Below are 19,896 nucleotides of genomic sequence, written 5' to 3'. Positions count from 1 at the left end.
GCGTCGTCGTGCGGCTCGTCGTAGGGCGGCCAGGTTTGCTGGGCGGATTCGTACGGCTGCTGCCGCGGCGCGTCGGCGTTCTGCCCGAAGGGTTCGTACCGATCCTGCCGTGCGTACTGCCGTGGGGTTCGTGCTGCTGCCGTGCCGGCTGGGCCGGGATGCGGACCAGCGGGATCTCCTGGGTCCGCGAAGCCTGGTAGCGCTCCTCGTACGCCGGGGGATACGAGGCGAACGGGTCCAGGCGGGGTGCCTGTGCCGGGATCGCCGCGGCGGGGCGCGGTGTCTCCTCGTCCGCTTCGCTCTCGTCGGCGGGGAGTTCGGCGAGGTACTCCAGCAGTTCCTCGCCCTGGCCGTGGATGTTGCCGATGGCGACCAGGCAGGAGCCGTCGGACATGCGGCCGAGCACGGCCGGCATGAACTCCTCGGCGGATCGCTTCTCGCCGCCCAGGTCGACCGCCCGGTCCCGCCACTCGGCGGGGATGGCCTCGATGGCGCTCTTGGAGGGGTTCCCGATGACGAAGACGTTGTCGGGCTGGAGGTCGGGGATGATCTCGCCCATCTGCCCGTTGCGCTCCACGCGGTCGGGGCGACAGTTGATCACCACGTTCAGGGGGCGGCGGATGGCACCGAGGTCGAGGAGCTGGTTGATGTTCATCAGCGTCGACTCGGGGTCGTTGGCCGCGAAGACGTTGGCGAAGGCGAGCCGGTTGCCGTCGGGGGCCACATAGCGCTCCACGGAGAGCACGCCCGGGTCCGGCGGTGCGTCGTACATGCCCTGGAGGGCGACGTCGCGCTCCACGCCGAGCAGATCGGCGACGACCAGGGCGATCGCCACGTTCTCCTTGAAGGTGAACCAGCTGAAGCCGCGCAGCTCGTCGTCGCTGACCATCTCCGGGTCGGCGTACACCAACTGGCAGTTCCGGGCGTCCGCCTCCTCCTGGAGGATGTCGAAGCGCTCCTTCTCTGCGGTGACGCAGATGCCGTCGTGGGGCATCGAGCGGCACAGCGAGCGGGCCACGTCGTCGAGGGTGGGGCCCATCTCGGCGAGGTGGTCCTCGCGGACGTTGCACAGCACGCCGATGGTGGAGCGGATCAGTTTGCTCTGGTTGACCTCCTGGAGGGCAGGCATCACGGCCATGCACTCGATGACGAGCGCGTCGGGCCGGTAGGTGGCGGCCCGGCGGACGATGCCGATCTGCTCCACCACGTTGGCGATGCCGAACTTGCGGTAGACCGGCTCCTCGGTGGCGTCGGGGTGAATGAAGCGGGCCGCCGTCCCGGTCGTCTTGGCGACGGTGATCAGGTCACCGCCCCGCAGCGCGCCCGCGCAGAGCCGGGTGATGGAGGACTTCCCGCGGATGCCGTTGACAAGCACCCGCGAGGGGATGGTGTGCAGCGCGGCGTAGTGCCGACGCTGCTCCACGATGCCCGCGACGAGCAGGAACAGACTGCCGATCAACAGAACGAAGTAGAGGTAGAGCACGCTTGATCACCTTCCTCCGGCGCTGGGCCGGGGTTCGGCGGGCCGGCGCGCCTGGGCCTGCCGGTGGGCCTGCAACTGCTGGCGAATCAGTTCGATGCTCCGGACGACGGCACCGACCTCGTCCTGGTAGCGGGGATAGTGCACGGTCTTGAGGTCGCCGTCGGCGAGCTTCTCGGCGTCGGCCGCGAGGGCCCGCAGGGGCCGAACGACGACGAGGTGTATCCAGCCCAGGCAGACGACGATCAGGGCGAGGCCGAGCAGACTGGCGAGCACGCTGCGGTCCTCGCGTTCGTAGGCGGTGATCTCGAACTGGCCAGCGTTCTGCCAGCTCACGACGGTCCAGCCGAGGTCGGAGGCGACGCCGCCGCCGGTGAACGGCGCCGCGGCGGCCACGGTTACTGCGCCACCGTGGCGGATGAGCAGGCCGTTCTCCACGGGCCCCGCGCCCACCTGCACGTTGGCGGCGCGCACCAGGTCGGGCAGCGCGTCGCTCGGCAGCCCCTCGAAGGCGAGGAAGCCGTCGCTGGCGGCGAGAGTCCGCGCGTCGGCGTTCACGATCCGGACCTCGCCGAGGCCGGGCCGCTTGAGCAGCGAGTTGAGGAACTCCACCCGCACTTCGCCGACGAGGGTCATGCCCTCGTGCTCCGGCACGGGCGCCCCGGTCTGGACGACGGGCTTCCTCTCGCCCTTGCCGGAGACGCGGACCAGTGACCGGTCCTTCTTCGCGCTCCACGTGTGGGGGTCGTCGCCGGCCCGGGCGACGATGTCGCCGTCCTCACGGACGACGTACAGCGCCTGGTAGCGGGTGTGCTCGCGCAGGGCGTCCTTCAGCAGGCGCTCGGTGGCGGCGAGGTCGTCGGTGTCGATCAGGCGCGAGGTGGAGACGAGGTCGGCCTGGGCCTCGTTCAGTGCCCGGCGGGCCCGGTCGGCGACCAGGTCGGTGCGGTCGCGCTGGTCGTTGACCATGACGGCGGGGATGCTGACGGTCCCGTCCGTGCGGTTGAGCAGGAACCCGACGGGGACGCACCACAGCAGCAGGAGCACCGCCGTCAGCGCCAGCGGCCCGCGCGCACCGCCCCGGAACCTGCCGGCCGGGCGGGCATCGGTGGCACCGTCCGGGGCGCTCACGCCGCCGAGCTGGCGGCGGGTGCGCTCCAGCGCGAAGCCGATGCGGGCGGCCTCGCCCCAGCGGGGCACCGTGACAGGGCGGATCAGGTCGCCGCGGGCGAGCCGGCGGGATTCCAGGAACAGTCCGAGCAGCGGACGCTGCACGGTCATCCACAGCACGGCGACCGCGAGCAGTCCGAGCAGGACCAGGGCGCCCGCCGCGAGCAGGCCGAAGAGCTGCCGACTGTCCTCGGTGACGGTCTGCTGCTGGACCACGGGGAGCATGGCGAGGACCGTGAGGCCGAGGCCGGCGGCGACGCTCTCCCCGTCCTCCGGGTCGGAAGCGGCGAGGGAGGCGTATCCCGCGGTGGCGACGCGGCCGTTGTAGTCCTCGCCCAGCAGGGTTCCGCTGACGCCGGGGTAGCCGCGGGAACCGGGCTCCCGGGCACTGACGGGGTTCTGCTCGGTCTCCTCGGCGGCCAGGTCGGACAGCCGGGACATCTGCTTCTGCAGGAAGGTGAGTTTTTCGCGCTCCGCGTCCGAGTTGAGTGCCTCGGACTGCTCGAAGCCGGCGGTGGCGAGGACCTCGCCACCCCGCGCGACGACGGCCATGCTGCGGAACGGGCCCAGGTTGATGGAGGGCACGGAGAGGCTGTTGGAGGCGATCAGCAGTTGCTGCGCCCCCTCCTTCCCATCCAGAACGGCCATCGTCATCAGGCGCACGTCGCCGGTCTCCAGACGCACCATGCGCGGGGTGAGTGCCTTGTCACCGGTGAGGACGTCCTTGTCCAGCCAGGCGAGCGGGATGCGCTCCCCTCGGGCGGCGAGTACCTTGCCGCTCTCCAGGTCCAGCACCGTGGTGCCGGTCCACTTCTGGTAGGCCTTGCTCAGGTCCGACAGAACGCGCTCGGGGTCCGCCGGACCGCCCGTGTTCAGCGCGGTGGCGGTGCGTTCGAGGTCCGTGACCCGCTCGTCGATCGAGGCGCGCAGGGCGATGGCGCCGTCCTGGGCGAAATACTGCTGCGAGGAGAGCACCGCCTTCGGCACGACCGGTTCCGTGCCCGGCCCCAGCACCTTGGCCGTGAGGCCCGCGAGGGCGAGGATCAGCACGCACAGCAGCGCGATCGGCGGCCGGATGCCGCCCAGCAGCGGCATGTCGGCGCGTTTGCGGCTGCGCCGCCGGCCTATCGGCACGAGGGGCGCGGCAGGGGTCGATGTCACTGGTCTTCTTCCTTGGTCGCTGCGGGTGCTCAGCGCCCGGAGGAAGCACTGCTGTCGCGCGGCTGTGAGACGCCGTCACACAAAAGACTGATGAACGCCGACAGGGTTGTATCCGTCGGCACGCAGGGGCGTGTGGGGCTGGTCACTTCTCCTGTGGGCCTGGTCACTTCTCCAGCGACAGCCGCTTCAGGCCGTCACCGCCCGGCGCTCCTCGGTTGTAGAGGAAGCCGCGCGTGCGGTTCTCGGCCAGCCGGTAGCGGGCGATCCGGTCGTCGGACAGTCCTTCGGGGTTCTCCAGCGCCTGCTGGACGTCCACCACACGGAGGTCCTCGACCGCGCCCTCGATCGCCTTCTCCCCGGCCTCGATCTCGGGCGGGATGTCCACCTGCGTCGTGCGGTAGCGGGCGGAGACGTCCCAGCCGTCGGCGGTCTCGCGGAACTCGAACCAGCCGATGGCCCCCTCCTCGGTGAGGCCGGTCGGCGAGGAGTGCCGGGCCACCTGGTTGCCGAGGCCGTAGGCGACCCAGGTGCCGTTGACCTTCTGGATCGGCTGCACCACGTGGGCGTGGTGCCCGATCACCAGGTCGACCCCGGTCTCCTCGGTGATCCGCTGGGCCATGTCCAACTGCGGGACGCTCGGCTCGTTGTAATGATCCAGGCCCCAGTGCAGGGAGAGGATCACCACCCCGGCGCCCTTGTCGCGGGCCCGCTTCTCGGCCTTCTTGACGTCGCCCGTACTGGATCGGTTGAAGGCCCAACTCTCCTTCTCGGGAGCGGGGCTGAGGAAGGACTCCCAGGAGTAGGAGAGGTGGGCGACCTTGACGCCGTTGACGTCACGGATGTTGATCTGCTCTGCTTCCTCCGGCGTCCGCGCCGACCCGGTGTGCCCGAGGCCCACCTCGTCCATCGCGTCCAGCGTGCGCCGCACCGCTTTCAGTCCGTGGTCGAAGGTGTGATTGGAGGCCGTCGAGCAGGTGTCGTACCCCACGTCCTTCAGGGTGGTCAGGACCTGCGGCGGAACCAGGAACTCCGGGTATCCCTCGAACGGTCCTTCGGGCCTCCCGACGGGCGTCTCCATGTGGCAGATCGCGAGATCGGCCTTGCTGATCACGGGCTTCAACCCGGCGAGCAGCGGCCCGAAGTCCAGTCCGGCCTCTCCTTCCCCGCTCTCCTCGGCATCCTTGGCGGCCTGCTCGACCAGCTCGGGGTGGATGAGGACATCGCCGGCCGCGGCGACGGTGAAACTGCGACCGTCGGCTTTGGCCTGAGGTTGCGCTGCCTCGGAGCTGCACGACACGGTCAGGCCGGCGGATATCGCCAGCACCGCCACCGAACGACCTATACCGAGAGACTTACGGAATGTCACCGAGCCATAGTTCCATGAACCTCACAGGCGACCATGGGATTGCCATCACGGGACGGTCACGTTTTCTGCGCGCTTTCATCCCAGTAGGTTTGCTCCTGGCTCTGGTCGGTTGCCAGGCCGATACGGCCACGACCCAGGAGGACTCCGTTCCGCGCGCCCGGGAGCTGGTTGACCTGCGCAGCCGCATCCTCGGATACACAGCGACATTCCGTGCCGACTCCCCCTACACGCCACCTGGCAAGTCGCAGCGCGCGCGGCTGGCGAAGGCCGTCGGGAGCCTGCTGTCGGGCGACGCCCAGGAGGCGGAACGGCAACTCGCCCCGCTCGGCCTCGGCTTCACCCGCCTCACCGATACCGACTCCGGCCGCCGCTACGACGAGATCGCCGCCACCGGCACCGGCGAGAGCACTCGCTGGGGCCGCCTGTACCTGAACGCCGACTCCACCGTCCGCTGGAACGCCCAGGTCCCGCACCCCGTCTCCGACCGCGAAACCGAGGCCCTCGGTATCCGGCTCCTGGAGCAGAATCCCGGCGGCGCCCTCGTCCTCGCCGGCGCGCACCGCCGGGCCGGCGAGGACGACGCGGCCGATGTCGCCCACCGCGAGGACAGCGCCTTCCATACGGTCGTCGTGGAGCTGCAGAAGCGCGGCGTGCCCGGCGTCCAGCTGCACGGATTCACCAGGTCCTCCGACCGCCCCTACGACGCTGTCGTCTCCACCGGCACCGTCGAGACCGCGCCCGCCGAGGTGGCCGCCATGGCCGACCGCATGGACGACGACGGGCTGCGGGTCTGCCGGGCCTGGGCGGCACGCTGCCCGCTGGAGGGCACGACCAACGTCCAGGGCCGCTCGGCGCAGCGCGAGCACGCCGGCTTCGTCCACGTCGAGCTGGCCCGGCACGCCCGCGCGGACGACGGCCGCGACACAGAGGAGGCCGCCGACGCCCTCGCCGGGCTGGTCACGGCGTGGAGATCCAGTAGTCCGTCATGGGGGTGAGCTGTCGGACGCTCGTTTGATTCGGGTTCTCCCGCACCAGATCCGCGATCTGCTGTGGATGCGTCACCTTGCCGTCGCCCATGAAACCTCCACGCTCGTTTCCGTGCACGATGACGTCGTGCCCGTGGGCGCCTTTGGAGCGTAGGAGGTTCTGGATGGTGTTCGCATCATCGCCGATGGCTGTTGCCGTCCACGTGTAGCGGACACTGCCACCGGCCGATGTGAACGGCCCGATCAGCCCGCGCAGAGCTTCACGTTCACCGTGTCGCCCTCGCTCACGATCTTCGGGCTGTGGGGAGTGACCTCGACGACCGAGGTCGGCTTGCAGCCGTGGCTGGTCACCTTGACGATCGTGCCGAGCTTGAGTTGAGCCTTGAGGAACTGCCCCTTAGCCGTGGCCAAGTCCATGCCCGTGAGGTCGACCGCGATGGGCTCCTTCGTGAGGCCGCCCAACAGGAAGGTGGCCTTGTTGTGGTCGACGGTGGTGGTGGCGGCGGCGGGCTTCGCCGACGTCTCTGAGGCACCGGTCATGGCGGCCAGCGCCGTGCCGCCCCCAACCACAATCAGGGCGGCGGCGCAGCCGGCGATAAGTGCGGTCCGTCTGCGGCGGGTGCGGTGGACCATGCCGGCCGTGTCGAAGGCCGGTGCGTTGGTGGAGTGCGCGAAGTTTTTCATGGCGTCGATCAGTTCCTCTTCAAAAGGTGTGCAGCCGGAAGGCCGCGGTTCGTACGCACTCATCGCGTTCCTTCCATGAGCTGCTGCGGTGAAGGGGCGGAAGGTGCGGGGAACTGGCTTCTGAGCCGGTCGATGCCGCGGGCGAGTTGGGAACGTACGGTGCTCGGCAAGATCTTCAGGTCGGCCGCTATCTCGGCGTCGGACAGATCGTGGAAGTACCGCAGCACCACCACCGTCCGCATCCGTATCGGCAGTTGCTGGAGAGCACGGACCAACTGGTCCCGGCTGTCGATCCGTCCGTACTCGTCGCCCGGCGCGGCCGCTTCGCCGTCGACCGGGTGCTGAGCCGTACGCCGGAATCTTCGCCAGCGGTCGTTGGCAAGATTGACCATGATCCGCCGCACGTACGCGTCCGGGGCGTCCTTGGCGCTGATGGTGCGCCACTTGCGGCAGGCCCGCTCCAGGGTCTCCTGCACCAGATCCTCCGCCGCGTCTCGGCTGCCCGTCAGGACGAGTGCTCCCCGGAACAGCGCGGCCGACCGGACGGTGACGAATCCATGGAAGTCCTCCTCCACCGACTCGGCCCCGCCGCGCTCGGCGCCCACTGCCCGCTTGGCTGCCAGATTCACACCCTCCTCCCTTCCTGTCACCCCTCCTTGACGGGGAAGACCATGGAACTGCTGCACGGCCACGGCGTGACCTGGGTCACGTTGGCGACGTTCACCCTTCCCGCCGGCCGCCCGCTCCCGGCCCTGCCGCGAGCAGCGTCGCCTGCGCCATCCGGGAACTCATCGCCCCCACCACCGTCTTCGTAGCCCCGACCGCGCCCATAACCCGGCCGACAGTTCCTGATCGCCTCCGCCTTCGTCATCGTCGGTGGGGCGGCGGGCGGCTGGTGGGGCTGCTCGCTGACGGTGAGAGAGTCGGCGAGTCCGACCATGCCGCCTGCACTGAGCAGAGCGCCCGGGTATGCGCGGGGGACGGCGACGATCACCGTTGGCGGGACCGTCGCCATGCGGACCAGGACTGATCCGCCGGTCGTGATGTGCTCGAGGTCGGTGTGCGTGCCGCGGGCGCCAAGGTTCAGTGCAGGCCCGCCACCGATCCGACCGGGAACTTCAACGACCGGGAAATCAACGCCCACCGGCGCAGGTCGATATCCACCCCCGGCACAGAGGGTCGGTGACTGCTCGTCGGCAAGGTCCCACGGGTACTGCTCCCCAGTACCACTCACGTCCGGTTCAACGGCCAGCCGACGTACCGGTCGTCGGCCGACGAGTGGTGGTCCGCGTACGGGTGCGGCGTCTGGTCTGTCCCACACGCGGCTGCCGTCACACCTTCCGCGAGCAGGTGCCCGTGCCCCGTGTGATCGGCGTCGACGATTTCGCTCCGCGCCTGCGGCACCGCTATGCCACCGTGGTGATCGACGCCGAGACCCATGAGCGGATCGACGTGCTGCCCGACCGCACGGCTGACGGTGTTCGCGTTGTCGTCGGGGTGATGCGCGACACCCTGGTAAAGGTGACGTGTTCTGTCAGTTTTGGCATGAACGATGGATGACATGAATAACGAGGACGTCACTACCCAGAAAACTCGGAACACCGCGCAGGCCGGCCCGACGGGTCCGCTCGCGGGGCGGATCGCGCTCGTGGCGGGCGCTACCCGCGGGGCGGGCCGGGCCCAGGCTGTGGAGCTGGGCCGCGCCGGTGCGACCGTGTATGTCACCGGCCGTACCACCCGGGGCCGGGCCAGCGAGGTCGGCCGGACCACCGAGACCATCGAGGAGACCGCCGAACTCGTCACCGCGGCGGGTGGCACCGGGATCGCGGTTCCCACCGACCATCTCGACGAAGCCCAGGTACGCGCCCTCGTCGAGCGCATCGACCGGGAGTACGGGCGTCTCGACATCCTCGTCAACGACCTGTGGGGCGGCGAGCACCTGCTGGCCGGCTCGGTGTTCGGGAAGAAGAGCTGGGAGACCCCGCTCGCCGACGGCCTGCGGATCCTGGAGCTCGGCGCGCGCTCGCACGTGATCACGGCGGCGCTGCTGCTTCCGCTGCTGATCCGTTCCGACGCACCTCTGCATGTGGAGGTCACCGACGGCACCGCACACTCCAACCGCCGCTACCGGGAGAACATCTACTACGACCTGGCGAAGAACGCCCCGATCCGCCTCGCGTTCGGGCTGGGTCAGGAGCTCGCGGAGTACGGGGGCGCGGCGGTCGCGGTCTCGCCGGGCTTCCTGCGCTCGGAGCAGATGCTCTCCCACTTCGGTGTGAGTGAGGAGAACTGGCGTGACGCGATCGCCCAGGAGCCGGCCTTCGCGATCGCGGAGTCCCCGCGCTACCTGGCCCGAACGGTCGCGGCGCTGGCCGCCGACCCGGACCGCGCGCAGCGGTGGAACGGCAAGTCCACCTCCAGCGGAGAACTTGCCAGGGTGTACGGAGTGACGGACGTGGACGGCAGCCAGCCGGACGCCTGGGCATACTTCGAGGACGTCACCTACGGTGGCAAGGAAGGCTCCCCCGAGGACTACCGCTGATCCTCGGCTTCCTCGAGTTCCGCCTCCTGAGGGTCGGCCTGGTAGAGAGCGGCCAGGGCTGCGGCGCGCTCACGGAAGCGTGCGCGCAGGGGAGCCGGGGCCAGCACCTCGGCGTCCGCGCCGAGCCGGGCCAACTGGTCGAAGACGACGTCCTCGGACTCCGCCGACAGGTCGAGGGTGACCAGGCCGGCGGGGTCCGGGACGCCCGCGGAGGCGAGCGCGTCCGCGACGGCAGCCCGGTCCACGACAGCGGGCAGCCGCCGTAGACCCCAGCCGGTCAGCCGGATCGTGACGGTGGTGCGCAGCAGGGTGCGGGCGAAGGCGGCCGAGTGGGCCTCCCAGTGCGCGGCCAGTTCGAAGGCCGGGTCGCGCACGAACGGCTCCTCCGCTCGGGAAGCGGGGCCGAGGGCGGTGATCCGGTCGACGCGGTAGGTGCGCCAGCCGCCGTCATGTTCCTCCCGCTCACCGGGGATGCGGACCACGGCGTACCAGGTGCCGGCCTTCAGCACGAGCCCGTACGGCTCCACCACCCGGGCCACGGCAGAGGGCGGTGCACCGTCCCGGCCCGGCCGCGCGTACGACAGTTTGACGGCCCGGTCCGCCCATACCGCGCGGGCCAGCTCCGGCAGCAATGCGGGGGTGGCGGGTTCGCGGAACCAGGCCGGCGCGTCGAGGTGGAAGCGGCGCACCGAGGACTCGGCGGCCTGGCGTACCGACGGGAGCAGGGTCGCGGTCAGCTTCAGCCGGGCAGTCGCTGCCGCGTCCGACAGCCCCAGATCCTGCAAAGCCGAGGGCAGACCGGACAGGAAGAGCGTCTCAGCCTCGCTTGAATGGAGCGTGGTGAGCCGGGTCCGGTATCCCGCGGCGAGGAAGTACCCGCCCACCCGGCCACGCTCCGACCGGACGGGGACGCCGGCCTCCTGCAATGCCTGGGCGTCACGGATCACAGTCCGCTCGGAGATCTCCAGCTCACGGGCGAGAGCGGCCGCGGTGAGGCCAGGGTTCGACTGGATCAGGAGAGCCATACGGATCAGGCGGGCGGCACGCATCCTCCAAGGATCACCGACCCGGCGAACGAACGCGATCTCCTGCCGCGGCTGCTCGCTCGACGGCACGCGCCGCGCCCGGAGGCTACTCGAGCACGAGAGCGGGCACGTGCGGCGGCACGGCCTTCCGTACCGATTTCACTGGCTATCGTGTCCCCGTGGAATCCGACACTGCAACCTTCCCGCCTCACCCGATCCGGGGCGTCCGAGCCGTCTACGCACGGCAGGCCAGCTGTCCCTCCGACTTCGCCGAGGTCACTGTGGACTTCGAGCCGTGGGAGAGGGGCGTCACCTTCGAGACGGCCGCTGATCTGGCTGTTGACGGCGACGACGATCCGGAGTGGCAGGCCGAGTGCCAGGCCGCTTTCGAGGCGGGTGTACGCGACGAACTCACCCAGTCGGGGACCGGGTTGTCGCCGGCCGCAGCGGTAGTCCTGCGGCGCATGCGCTTCCACTCGGTCGACTCCCACCCGCGGGCGTTCCGGCAGGCGGGCCGCGTTGCTGTCCGCGACGCTCTCGCAGCGGCCCACCGGCCGGACGTGGGCGGCAAATGAACGCCGGGGCTGACGGCAGGATGGCCGTATGACGACACGAGCGACGATCACCCTCGTACTCGGGGACATCACCGAACAGCACGCCGACGTCCTGGTCAACGCCGCCAACTCCTCGCTCCTGGGCGGTGGTGGGGTGGACGGCGCGATCCACCGGCGCGGTGGACCCGAGATCCTCGCCGCCTGCCGCGACCTGCGGGCCTCGCACTACGGCAAGGGACTGCCGACCGGGCAGGCGGTGGCGACGACGGCCGGCCGGCTGCACGCGGAGCACGTCGTCCACACGGTGGGCCCGGTCTGGTCGCGCACGGAGGACCGTTCCGCGTTGCTGGCCTCCTGCTACCGGGAATCCCTGCGGGTGGCCTCGGAGCTGGGAGCCCGGACGGTTGCCTTTCCGGCGATCTCGACGGGCATCTACGGCTGGCCGCTCGACGACGGGGCGCGGATCGCCGTGCGTACGGTCCGCGAGGCCGCGCTCCCTCCGGTCGCCGAGGTCCGGTTCGTGCTCTTCGACGAGGAGGCGTACGCCCGTTTCGAAGAGGCACTGACGGCCTAGGCAGGGGCCCGTACACGTACACGTGCGCGAGCCGCGCGCCTCTGGGAGTCGCCCGCGCCCACGGTCGGATGGTGTTCGCGAGCGTGACGTGTACGGCCCCCGAGCCGATCGTGCTGCGGTGGACGAGGGCGACCGGGGGCATCGAGGCGTTCCTCGCCTTCGGGCCGCAGGGGCGCCCCGGGCAGCGGATCCAGGTCAGAGGCGACAGGTACGGCTCGATCGGCGCCGACGTGGCCGTCTCCGACGGGCGGCTCTTCGCTCTCACCGACGGCTCTCACCGACGGCCGTCGCCGTCGTCGAACCCGCGGTACGGCCGGCAGCGGTGGCGCCTCGTTCAGGGGCATGCCGGCAGAGGGGCGCACGAAGGGGGGCATGTCCGTTCAACGAGTGGCCCTCGGGCCCGGCCTCACCTGAACAGGGTCCTGCGCAGGGCGTTACGGGATATCCATAGGGTCAGTTCGGAGCACGCCGTACACGCCTCACGCGCCTGCATGACGCCGGCCCCGGGACAGCGGCGGCGAGATCGCCGGGGCAGGGCCGACAGCGGGCACCCGGCACAGGGCTGCGGAGGCGCCGCGGCGGCGGGCCGGCGGCGCGAGTCGGAGGCGACATGCCAAGAATGGGCCGGAGGACGCCGAAGACGACCCACCCGATTCGCAGCTTCGGCAGACTGCGAGGACGAGGAACTCCCACCACTACGAGGAGAGGCATTCAATGCCGCGGATTCCCGTCCACACCATCGACAGCGCGCCCGCAGCCGGCGGAGACATTCTGCGCCGCCTGGAGAAGCGATACGGGAGGGTGCTCAATATCCACGGAGGGATGGCCCATTCCCCCGTAGTCCTGGAGGCCTACGCGGGCATCACCGGGGCTATCGCCGAGCATGGCACCTTCGACGCCCGCACGCGCGAGGCGATAGCCCTCGCCGTGGGCGCAGTCAATACGTGCGCGTACTGCCAGTCGGCGCACACGGTGTCGGCGAAGGTGTCGGGCTTCACGGTGGAAGAGACCGTGGCGATCCGCCGCGGGGAGGGGGGCGTCGACGTGAAGCTCGCCGCCCTGGTCCAGGTCGCGAGGGAGATCGCCGGCGAGGTCGGCGACGCGTCCGACGCGGCGTGGGACGAGGCCGTGGCCCAGGGCTGGACGGACACCGAGCTGACCGAGGTGTTCGTCCATGTGGCACTGAACCTCTACACCAACTACTTCAACCACTACGTCCGCACGGAACTCGACATCCCCGCCGCCCCGGACCTCGACGACTGATCCCACTCGTCCGCTCCTGTCGGCTCCGGAGCCGCGCGGCTCCGGAGCCGACAGAGAGACCGGCCCCACGGTCGCCCATCGGGACCTCAACGCCCCGCAGGGTCGGGTATCGTCTGCGCCACCATCGTGGAAGCCCTCTGTCCCGGCATCTGCGCGCGCCCAAATGCCTTACTGGGCAAGGAAGTTGCATTCCAGTCAGGCGATTACCAGTCAGAACGCGGCACCGGTGGCGGACTGCGCGACCGGGCGCCCTGGTCCAGCGGGAGGCTTCATGAGTCGAACGGGCGTGCGTCCCAGAGTTCTCGTCGTAGGGGCAGGCCTGGCCGGCACCGCAACGGCGATCCGGCTGCTCCACTTCGCGCGGAGACCTCTGGAGATCGTCCTGCTGGAGCGGCACCCCGACTACCGCTCCGCGGGTGTCGCCTACCACCGTGACGGCAACCCCTGGGACCACGTCTTCAACATCCAGGCCGGCCGGATGTCCGTGTTCCGGGAGGACGTCCTCGACTTCGTCCACTGGGCCAACCAGGAGGCCGACCGCCGGGACTGGCCGCAGCGCTGGGCCGCCCAGAAGTTCGCCGAACAGGGCCCGGCCCCCCGCCGCCTCTTCCAGGACTACCTCGACGACCGGCTGTCCGAGGCCAAAAGAGAGTCCTGCCCCGGCGTCGTCCTCGTCGAAGCGGACGGCGAGGCGCTCGACATGCAGAGGTGCGACCGGGGCTTCGAGGTGACGCTCGGCGGCCTCGCCGCCTATGGAATCGAAGGTCTGCGCCCCGGACCTCTCGCGGACACACAGGTGCTCCAAGCGGACCACGTCGTCCTCGCCACCGGGCTCGAACTCAAGGAGCCACCCTTCGCGGCCGAGGCCGCAGGGCACCCCTCCTTCGTACGGAACCCGTACTCCGCGACCGGAATCCGCAAACTCTCCCAGCTGCCACCCGACGCAACCGTGGCCATCGTCGGATCGGTGCTGAGCGCCTACGACTCGGCGGGCCTGCTGCTGCGCAACGGCCACACCGGGCGGATCCACCTCATCTCCAAGTCCGGGACGATCTTCCGCACCTACCCCGGCACCCACGAACACGGCGTGCTGCGGCTGCCCCGCCCCGACGCCCTGCTGGAGCCCTACCGCAACCGCGAGGAATTCCTCGCCCGGGTCAGGGCAGCATGGCGAACGGCCTGCTCGACGGTCCGGGAACAGCACCCCGACGTCGCCTCCGTGATCGTCTCCGAGCGGGTCGCCAAAGCGTGGGAGCCGTACCTCCCCGAGGTCATCGAGCGCATCCCGACGGACGAGCTGCGATGTCTGCTGGACGAGTTCGCCACCACCATCGCCGCCCTGCGCGTCGGTGCGGTGGAGTACACGATGGCGGTCGTCGAGCGCGCGATGCACCCCCAGGACGGGCGGGTGGAACTGGTCGTCGGAAGGGTGCAGGCGATCACGCCCGCTCAGTCGGGGCGGCTGCTGGTCTCGGTCGCCGCGCAACACGAGCGGCACAGCGTCGAAGCCGACCTGGTGGTATCCAATTTCGGCAGGGAGTTCGACTACGAGAAGGTCGCACAGCCACTCTGGCGCAACCTCCTCCGCAAGGGCGTCGCGGTCCCTCACGAACGCACCGGGCGCGGCCTGGAGGTCGATGAATGCGGAACCCTGCTGGACGCCGGCGGCCAACCGGCCGGCCCCGTCTCCACGGTCGGTGTGCTGCGGGAGGGGGACGAGATCGTCCGGCACGGCCGGACCGGCGCGTTCGCGTTCAACCTCGCCGCCATCAAGAACCACTCGGTCTCCGTCGCAGCGCACGTGATCGAGGAGCTTGAACTGCGGCTGGACGGCTTGAACGGCATCGCGGCCCAGCATCCCCGCTACCGCAGCTATGTCAGCAACCCGGAGGAAGCGGACCGGGCGGCGCTGGAGGAGTCTGTGTTACTGGAAGTGCGGAGGCTGGCCACGCGTGAGCGAAGGGAACGAGAGGCGCTCGACTCCCGCTTGACCGCGAGCATCCGATCCCTGGGCGGTCTCCCGACACTTCCGGCAGACATCTCCCGGCACGACCGCCTGATGAGGGCGGCCGTCAACCGGGTGGCCGTCGAACGGCTCAACGACGTCTCCGTGACGCCACGGCAGCTACGTCGACAACTGGGAATAGGGAACGCCGAAAATCCGGAGGGCTAGTTGAACGGGAACGGGCGACGGATTCTGGGAATTCTTCTGGCCGGCGGCACCGAAAGCGTGCTCCAGGGCACCTGTAACCGTACAAGGAGTCCACGCGAGGGAACCATCCTCGTCGCCCCTTCTCTCGAAGCCGGGCTGTATGACGCCATCGTGGCCGCGCGCGCGGTGGTGTGCGGCTCCGGCGGACTCACCGGCCACATGCAGTCCCTGTGCCGAGGCAGAGGGATACCCGTGCTCCGCGTCGACGAGGCGGACCTCGCCGACCTGGTCGGCGAAGTGACGCTGTACCTGGAAAGCGCGTCGATCGTTGTCGGACCGGATACGCCCTCAGAGCCCGAGGCCGGCAGTCCCGCACTGGATGACCTCGGCTCGGCGTGCGCGGTCATCGCGGACCTGCAGGACATCACCACCATCAACTCCTCCGGACCGAAGGCCGCACGCGTCGAGTCCTTCTTCATCCGCGAGGAGTTCCTCTGCCTCGCCCTGGGCCTGAGCCCGCTCGACGCCATGGCCGGCGGCCCCGCCGATATCACCGCCTACGGACAGGCCATCGGAGAGCGGCTCTGCGGCTTCGTCGAGGCGCTCCTGCCCGGCCAGCGGCTGGTCCTGCGCATGCTCGATCTGCGCTCGGACCACGCGGCCGACGTCACCGAGACCGCCCCCGTCGCGGTCGAGCCCAATCCGGAGATGGGCATGCACGGCGCACGCTGGCTGCTCGGCTCCGTCGCCTACCGCGACGCCCTGCACGCTGTGCTGGCAACCCTGCGCAAGCGCCTCGGCGACGACGCCGACCGCGTGCAGCTCTCGGTGCCGTTCGTCAGCGACGAGACGGAGTTCACCCAGCTCAGAGCGCATCTCAACTTACCCGACGGCGCTCCCCTGTCCGCGTTCATCGAGACGCCCTCCGCCGTCCACGCCACCTCGGCGATGTGTGCCGCCGGCGTCAGTGAACTGTTCGTCGGCATCAAGGACTTGGTGCAGTTCTATCTCGCCGCGGACCGGGGCAACCACTTGGTCGCAGACTCCTACCGCACCCGTCACCCGGCTGTCCTGGACGGTGTGCGCAGGGTCGTGGAGTCCGCCCGCGCCGCAGGCACTCCGGTACGAGTCTTCTCGCTGGCATCGGACCTTGACCACTACCTCAAGAACCTACCGACGCCCGACGGCTACATGATGTGTACTGCCGAACTCCAGCAGATGCTTTCGCCGTCCCCCTCCCGGACCTGAGCGCCGCATCGAGCCGGCTCCCACTCGTGCAGATGACCAGCCGCCCGGTTCACCGGTGAGCCGGGACGAACCGGGCTCGCACCGCGCGACACGGCGCAGGGCCGTCGGCTGCGGAAGCGAAGAACAGGGTCGGCGGAGCAGGCAAGCCTCCCTCCGGCCGCCTCTACCAGCTTCTGCGCCGCACCATGGTCGAGGCGGCGGAGTCCCGGACGGGCACCGATCCCGACCGCTGCAGCTTCACTATTGCCCTCCAAACTGCTCGCGACCTGCTGGTATGCGCGGGAGGAGTCTTCGAGCAGGGCATCGGGGAGATCGGCCGGCGAGTCCTGTCACCCCTGTCGCCCGCACGGCGAAGCCGCGTCAGCACCCGCGGGACGGTCGACCTGACGGCAGCAAGGTCGTGGCCTCGACGACGATCACTCTCCTGCCACCCCCACTGCCCAGCCCGCACTGCCCGCGACGACCGACCGGGAGAACACCGGCAATCGCATGGCACGTGTCCTGACCATCCTGTGGGCAGAGCCCGAACGACTATGGCGCTCACGGGAGATCGCCGTGCTCCTCGGCGACGTCACCCTCGTCGCCACCTTTCGCCAACTTGCCCGCTGGACCGAGAGAGGAAAGATCGAAAGAGTCCGCACGGGCCGCTACGCGGCCATCGCACAGATCCCGAACCCCTTGCGTGACCAGAGAAAACGCTAGATACCCGGCCTTGGGGGAACTTCACCCACGCCCTCGGCCACGCCCGGGACAGCGTCATCCGCGCGGACACCGACCCCGGTCCCGACCATCAGCGCCCAGTAGGCACAGAGGGGCAGCTACCAGCTCCTCCTGCAATACATTGCGGAGACCTTTAGCCCCTGGGCACCGATGAGTCTTCTGCCCCGCGGGAGTCTCATCGGCAGCAACCCACGCCACAACAGTACGGCCCCTACGTGAACCGGAGAGATGGATATGTCAACAGCCCGAGAGCAGTCGGCCAGTGCCGGAGCCCGCGTCGTCTCCGCTGACGGCACCGAGATCGCATTCGAGCAGTCGGGCAGCGGGCCGGCCGTCGTCCTGGTGGCCTCGGCGCTGGCCGACCGCTCCGACACGACCAAACTCGCGGCTCTCCTCGCCCAGCACTTCACTGTAGTCAACTACGACCGACGCGGACGGGGTGCCAGCGGTGACGCCAATGCTTACGCCCCCGACCGCGAGGTTGAGGACATCGCCGCCCTGATCGAACACGTCGGCGGTTCGGCGTCGCTGTTCGGCTCGTCCTCCGGAGCAGTCCTCGCCCTGCGCGCGGCGGCTGCCGGAGTGCACGTCGACCGCCTGGCCCTGTATGAGCCGCCTTTCGTGGTCGCCGAAGACGACGACGGACCGCCCAAGGATCTCGCGCAGCAGATCAACGCGCTGCTTGCGGAAGGCCGGCACAGCGACGCGGTCAAGTACTTCATGACCAGAGTGCAGGGCATGCCCGGCGTCGCCGTGTTCTTTATGAAGTTCATGCCGAAGATGTGGGCGAACCTCACCAAGCTGGCCCGCACTCTGCCTTACGACATTGCGGTCATGGGCGATACCCAGCAAGGCAAACCGCTCGACGCCGAGGAGTGGAAGGCAGTGGCCGCACGCACACGTGTACTGACTGGCGGCAAGAGCCCGGCCGCCTTCCAGCGCGCCGCACGCGCCGTCGTCGAGATCCTGCCGCAGGCAGACCACCGCACCCTGCCCGGCCTCAACCACGGCGCTGTCGTCATGGCCCCGAGGAAACTCGCCCCCCCGATCATCGAGTTCATAAAGGGATGAGCTTGTCGTGCGAGGGGTTCGGCGGGGCCTTGTGACGCCACTCCTGGTGCTCTGAGTGGGCACGACTGACCTCCAGTTGACCGCCGGACCATCCGTGCCTCAGCGGGTCGCCGAAGTCTCCCGGGGCTCGCGCGTGCGCACGACGCGCGGGTCAGTCCCTGGCCGTTGCACTCGGCGGGGACTGCCTGGCCGACGTCGTCTTTGGTACCACCGGAGAACCACGGAACAGCCAGGCCCGCCAGCCCGTCCAGGGCGAACCCACTACCAGGCACAACCCGGCAGTGAGAACAGAAAGCCGACCACCGAGAAGCAGAAGCCGACCGTCACCGGGCATGACGACCTCTGACGGGGGTTCAGCGACCAGTCAGGGCGAAACGGGCCCGCAACAGCGGAACACCCTCGCCCGACACCTGATCCAGTCCGGCCTCTCGGCCGGTGAGCACCAGCAGGAACGCCGCTGTCCGGCCGGTTACGACTGGTCCGTCGCCGACGGCCCAGGGCGAGTCGGTCGCTACGAACCGGATGCCGCGCAGTGCCTTGCGGGGGTTGAACGGGAACCGCAGCCGCCACAGACTGTCCAGACCTGCGCGGGCGGCTTCGGGCACGATCTCGATCTCCCTGCCCAGCGGGATCGCGATGTCCTGACTGTGGGTCAGGACATCCATGACCGTCGTGTCCGCACCAGCACCGGGCGCGGGCGGGACGAGACGCGAGCCGGCATGCTTGCGTAGACGTGCCACGAGTTCGTCGACCGGCTCCCGTGCCGTCCGCGCCGCCGAGTCCCTGATCATGCGGTGGAAGACGCCGTTGGAGCGCAGCAGCTCCTTCATCCACCCCCCTGTCGTGAGTGTCGGCGGCAGCGTCAGGTGTGCCGCCACGTCACGGACCCGCCAGTCACGGCACAGAGAAGGCGTCTCCCATTCCTCGTCGGACAGGTCGGCCAAGAGGTCGGCCAGCCTCAGCCGGGCTGCCTCGACCTCAGCCCACACGGCGTCGTCGCCCATGCCGACCTCAGCTCGCTGGCTTGCGGGCGCAGAGAATGAGATAGCCCATGTGGTCCGGCCCCGGCGCGAACATCTCCTGCTGGCCCTGTTTGACCGTGTCCACGAACTCCGCACCGAACTCAGCCACGAGTTCCTCCCGAAGCTCCTCGACGCGCTCGACGTACCGGTTGCCCATGCCGTAGACACGCTGGCCGCATTGCGTCCACTCCTCGATGACGAACCCGGCGGTACGCAAGACCTCCAGCCACCCGTCGGCTGTCATGGGGCGGCGGCTGCGGAAGAACGGCGGCAGCTGCGCGTCGGGGTGGACCATGGTCGTCTCGGTGATCGCGACGCGGCCGCCGGGCTTGAGCACACGGTAGAACTCCGACAGGGCCTTCGCCAGGTCGACCGAGTGCGACAGGGCTTCCATCGCCATGACGGCGTCGAAGTGGTCGTCCCCGTACGGCAGGTCGTGGTAGTCGCGGACCTGGAACCGCACCCGGTGGAACAGTCCCTCCTTCGCCGCGCGCTTCTCCGCGGCCTCGCACTCGGCGGGGCTGATGGTGACGCCGGTGATGCGGGCGCCGACCTCGCGCGCGATCTGGGTAGCGGGCGCGCCGACCCCGCAGCCCGCGTCGAGCATGTGTTCACCGCGGCGCAGTCCGAGGATGTCGACGACCTTGCGCGTCAGACGTTTACCCGCCTCCTCCACGCTCGCGTCGTCCTTGTCGTCATACCAGTAGCCCAGGTGCTCGTATCCGTCGTTGAAGATCGTCGACATCTGACACGAGCTGTCGTACAGCTCCGCCACCTGGGCCGGTGTCCAGTCCGATTCGCTCATGGAACATCCCTTCGCTGCCGTCCTGCTTCCAAGTCTCCCCGGTTCAGGCGGGTTCTTCGTCTCCGGCGTTGCG

General features: G+C 69.6%; 17 protein-coding genes and 1 pseudogene. 10 read left to right on the top strand and 8 right to left on the bottom strand.

The annotated features are described in order from the left end of the window. The 3 genes from pgsB to F0344_RS35065 form a co-directional block, all read right to left on the bottom strand. Positions 1 to 1,483: poly-gamma-glutamate synthase PgsB (gene pgsB / locus F0344_RS35075; protein ID WP_258050353.1), on the bottom strand; the 1,483-nt coding region annotated here is incomplete at its 3' end. Between the two features lie 6 nt (positions 1,484 to 1,489). Beyond that, positions 1,490 to 3,745: a cache domain-containing protein gene (locus F0344_RS35070; RefSeq protein WP_185303188.1), complete on the bottom strand. Its 2,256-nt coding sequence runs from the start codon at positions 3,743 to 3,745 to the stop codon at positions 1,490 to 1,492. A 229-nt stretch (positions 3,746 to 3,974) separates the two neighbouring features. Next, positions 3,975 to 5,177 carry a CapA family protein gene (locus tag F0344_RS35065; RefSeq protein WP_258050352.1) on the bottom strand — a complete coding sequence of 401 codons (1,203 nt, stop codon included), beginning with the start codon at positions 5,175 to 5,177 and terminating at the stop codon, positions 3,975 to 3,977. Between the two features lie 89 nt (positions 5,178 to 5,266). Between F0344_RS35065 and F0344_RS35060 the strand changes: the two genes are divergently transcribed. Beyond that, positions 5,267 to 6,172, top strand: a complete 906-nt coding sequence (locus F0344_RS35060) for a hypothetical protein (protein WP_185303176.1) — start codon at positions 5,267 to 5,269, stop codon at positions 6,170 to 6,172. 234 nt (positions 6,173 to 6,406) lie between these two features. Here F0344_RS35060 and F0344_RS35055 read toward each other — a convergent pair whose 3' ends face one another. Continuing rightward, the gene (locus F0344_RS35055) at positions 6,407 to 6,847 is read right to left on the bottom strand and encodes a hypothetical protein (protein WP_258050351.1); all 441 of its coding nucleotides are present in this window, start codon (positions 6,845 to 6,847) and stop codon (positions 6,407 to 6,409) included. A gap of 59 nt (positions 6,848 to 6,906) precedes the next feature. Then, positions 6,907 to 7,476, bottom strand: coding sequence for a SigE family RNA polymerase sigma factor (locus tag F0344_RS35050; RefSeq protein WP_185303174.1), 570 nt, complete (start codon positions 7,474 to 7,476; stop codon positions 6,907 to 6,909). A gap of 577 nt (positions 7,477 to 8,053) precedes the next feature. Here F0344_RS35050 and F0344_RS35045 point away from each other — a divergent pair. Beyond that, positions 8,054 to 8,323: pseudogene (locus tag F0344_RS35045) on the top strand (ISL3 family transposase); the annotation flags it as partial. Between the two features lie 85 nt (positions 8,324 to 8,408). Continuing rightward, a complete protein-coding gene (locus tag F0344_RS35040; RefSeq protein ID WP_185303173.1) occupies positions 8,409 to 9,389 on the top strand; it encodes an SDR family oxidoreductase in 981 nt (326 codons plus the stop codon). Here F0344_RS35040 and F0344_RS35035 read toward each other — a convergent pair. Next, positions 9,380 to 10,438 carry a helix-turn-helix transcriptional regulator gene (locus tag F0344_RS35035; protein ID WP_185303172.1) on the bottom strand — a complete coding sequence of 353 codons (1,059 nt, stop codon included), beginning with the start codon at positions 10,436 to 10,438 and terminating at the stop codon, positions 9,380 to 9,382. The genes F0344_RS35040 and F0344_RS35035 overlap by 10 nt on opposite strands. Before the next feature lie 155 nt (positions 10,439 to 10,593). Between F0344_RS35035 and F0344_RS35030 the strand changes: the two genes are divergently transcribed. The 7 genes from F0344_RS35030 to F0344_RS35000 all read left to right on the top strand — a co-directional run bounded on the left by F0344_RS35030 (position 10,594) and on the right by F0344_RS35000 (position 17,996). Continuing rightward, positions 10,594 to 10,989, top strand: coding sequence for a hypothetical protein (locus F0344_RS35030; RefSeq protein WP_185303171.1), 396 nt, complete (start codon positions 10,594 to 10,596; stop codon positions 10,987 to 10,989). Positions 10,990 to 11,017: 28 nt separating this feature from the next. Beyond that, positions 11,018 to 11,542 carry an O-acetyl-ADP-ribose deacetylase gene (locus tag F0344_RS35025; RefSeq protein ID WP_185303170.1) on the top strand — a complete coding sequence of 175 codons (525 nt, stop codon included), beginning with the start codon at positions 11,018 to 11,020 and terminating at the stop codon, positions 11,540 to 11,542. A gap of 714 nt (positions 11,543 to 12,256) precedes the next feature. Beyond that, positions 12,257 to 12,805, top strand: a complete 549-nt coding sequence (locus F0344_RS35020; RefSeq protein ID WP_185303169.1) for a carboxymuconolactone decarboxylase family protein — start codon at positions 12,257 to 12,259, stop codon at positions 12,803 to 12,805. Positions 12,806 to 13,076: 271 nt separating this feature from the next. Continuing rightward, entirely contained in the window at positions 13,077 to 14,978 is a 1,902-nt protein-coding gene (locus F0344_RS35015; protein WP_185303168.1) for an FAD/NAD(P)-binding protein, read from the top strand. After that, entirely contained in the window at positions 14,979 to 16,205 is a 1,227-nt protein-coding gene (locus F0344_RS35010) for a putative PEP-binding protein (protein ID WP_185303167.1), read from the top strand. Between the two features lie 489 nt (positions 16,206 to 16,694). Beyond that, on the top strand, positions 16,695 to 16,907 hold the full coding sequence (locus tag F0344_RS35005) for a hypothetical protein (protein ID WP_185303166.1): 213 nt from the start codon (positions 16,695 to 16,697) through the stop codon (positions 16,905 to 16,907). A gap of 252 nt (positions 16,908 to 17,159) precedes the next feature. After that, positions 17,160 to 17,996: an alpha/beta fold hydrolase gene (locus tag F0344_RS35000; RefSeq protein WP_185303165.1), complete on the top strand. Its 837-nt coding sequence runs from the start codon at positions 17,160 to 17,162 to the stop codon at positions 17,994 to 17,996. 353 nt (positions 17,997 to 18,349) lie between these two features. On the opposite strand, the gene F0344_RS34995 is transcribed toward F0344_RS35000, so the two are convergent. Further along, positions 18,350 to 19,000, bottom strand: coding sequence for a maleylpyruvate isomerase family mycothiol-dependent enzyme (locus tag F0344_RS34995; protein WP_185303164.1), 651 nt, complete (start codon positions 18,998 to 19,000; stop codon positions 18,350 to 18,352). A 7-nt stretch (positions 19,001 to 19,007) separates the two neighbouring features. Then, positions 19,008 to 19,823 (bottom strand): SAM-dependent methyltransferase, encoded by an 816-nt coding sequence (locus F0344_RS34990; RefSeq protein WP_185303163.1) that lies wholly within the window; start codon positions 19,821 to 19,823, stop codon positions 19,008 to 19,010. Positions 19,824 to 19,896 lie beyond the last annotated feature (73 nt).

This window comes from Streptomyces finlayi, from assembly GCF_014216315.1.
Lineage (GTDB): Bacteria > Actinomycetota > Actinomycetes > Streptomycetales > Streptomycetaceae > Streptomyces > Streptomyces finlayi_A.
This window is presented reverse-complemented; position numbering and strand designations above follow the sequence as displayed.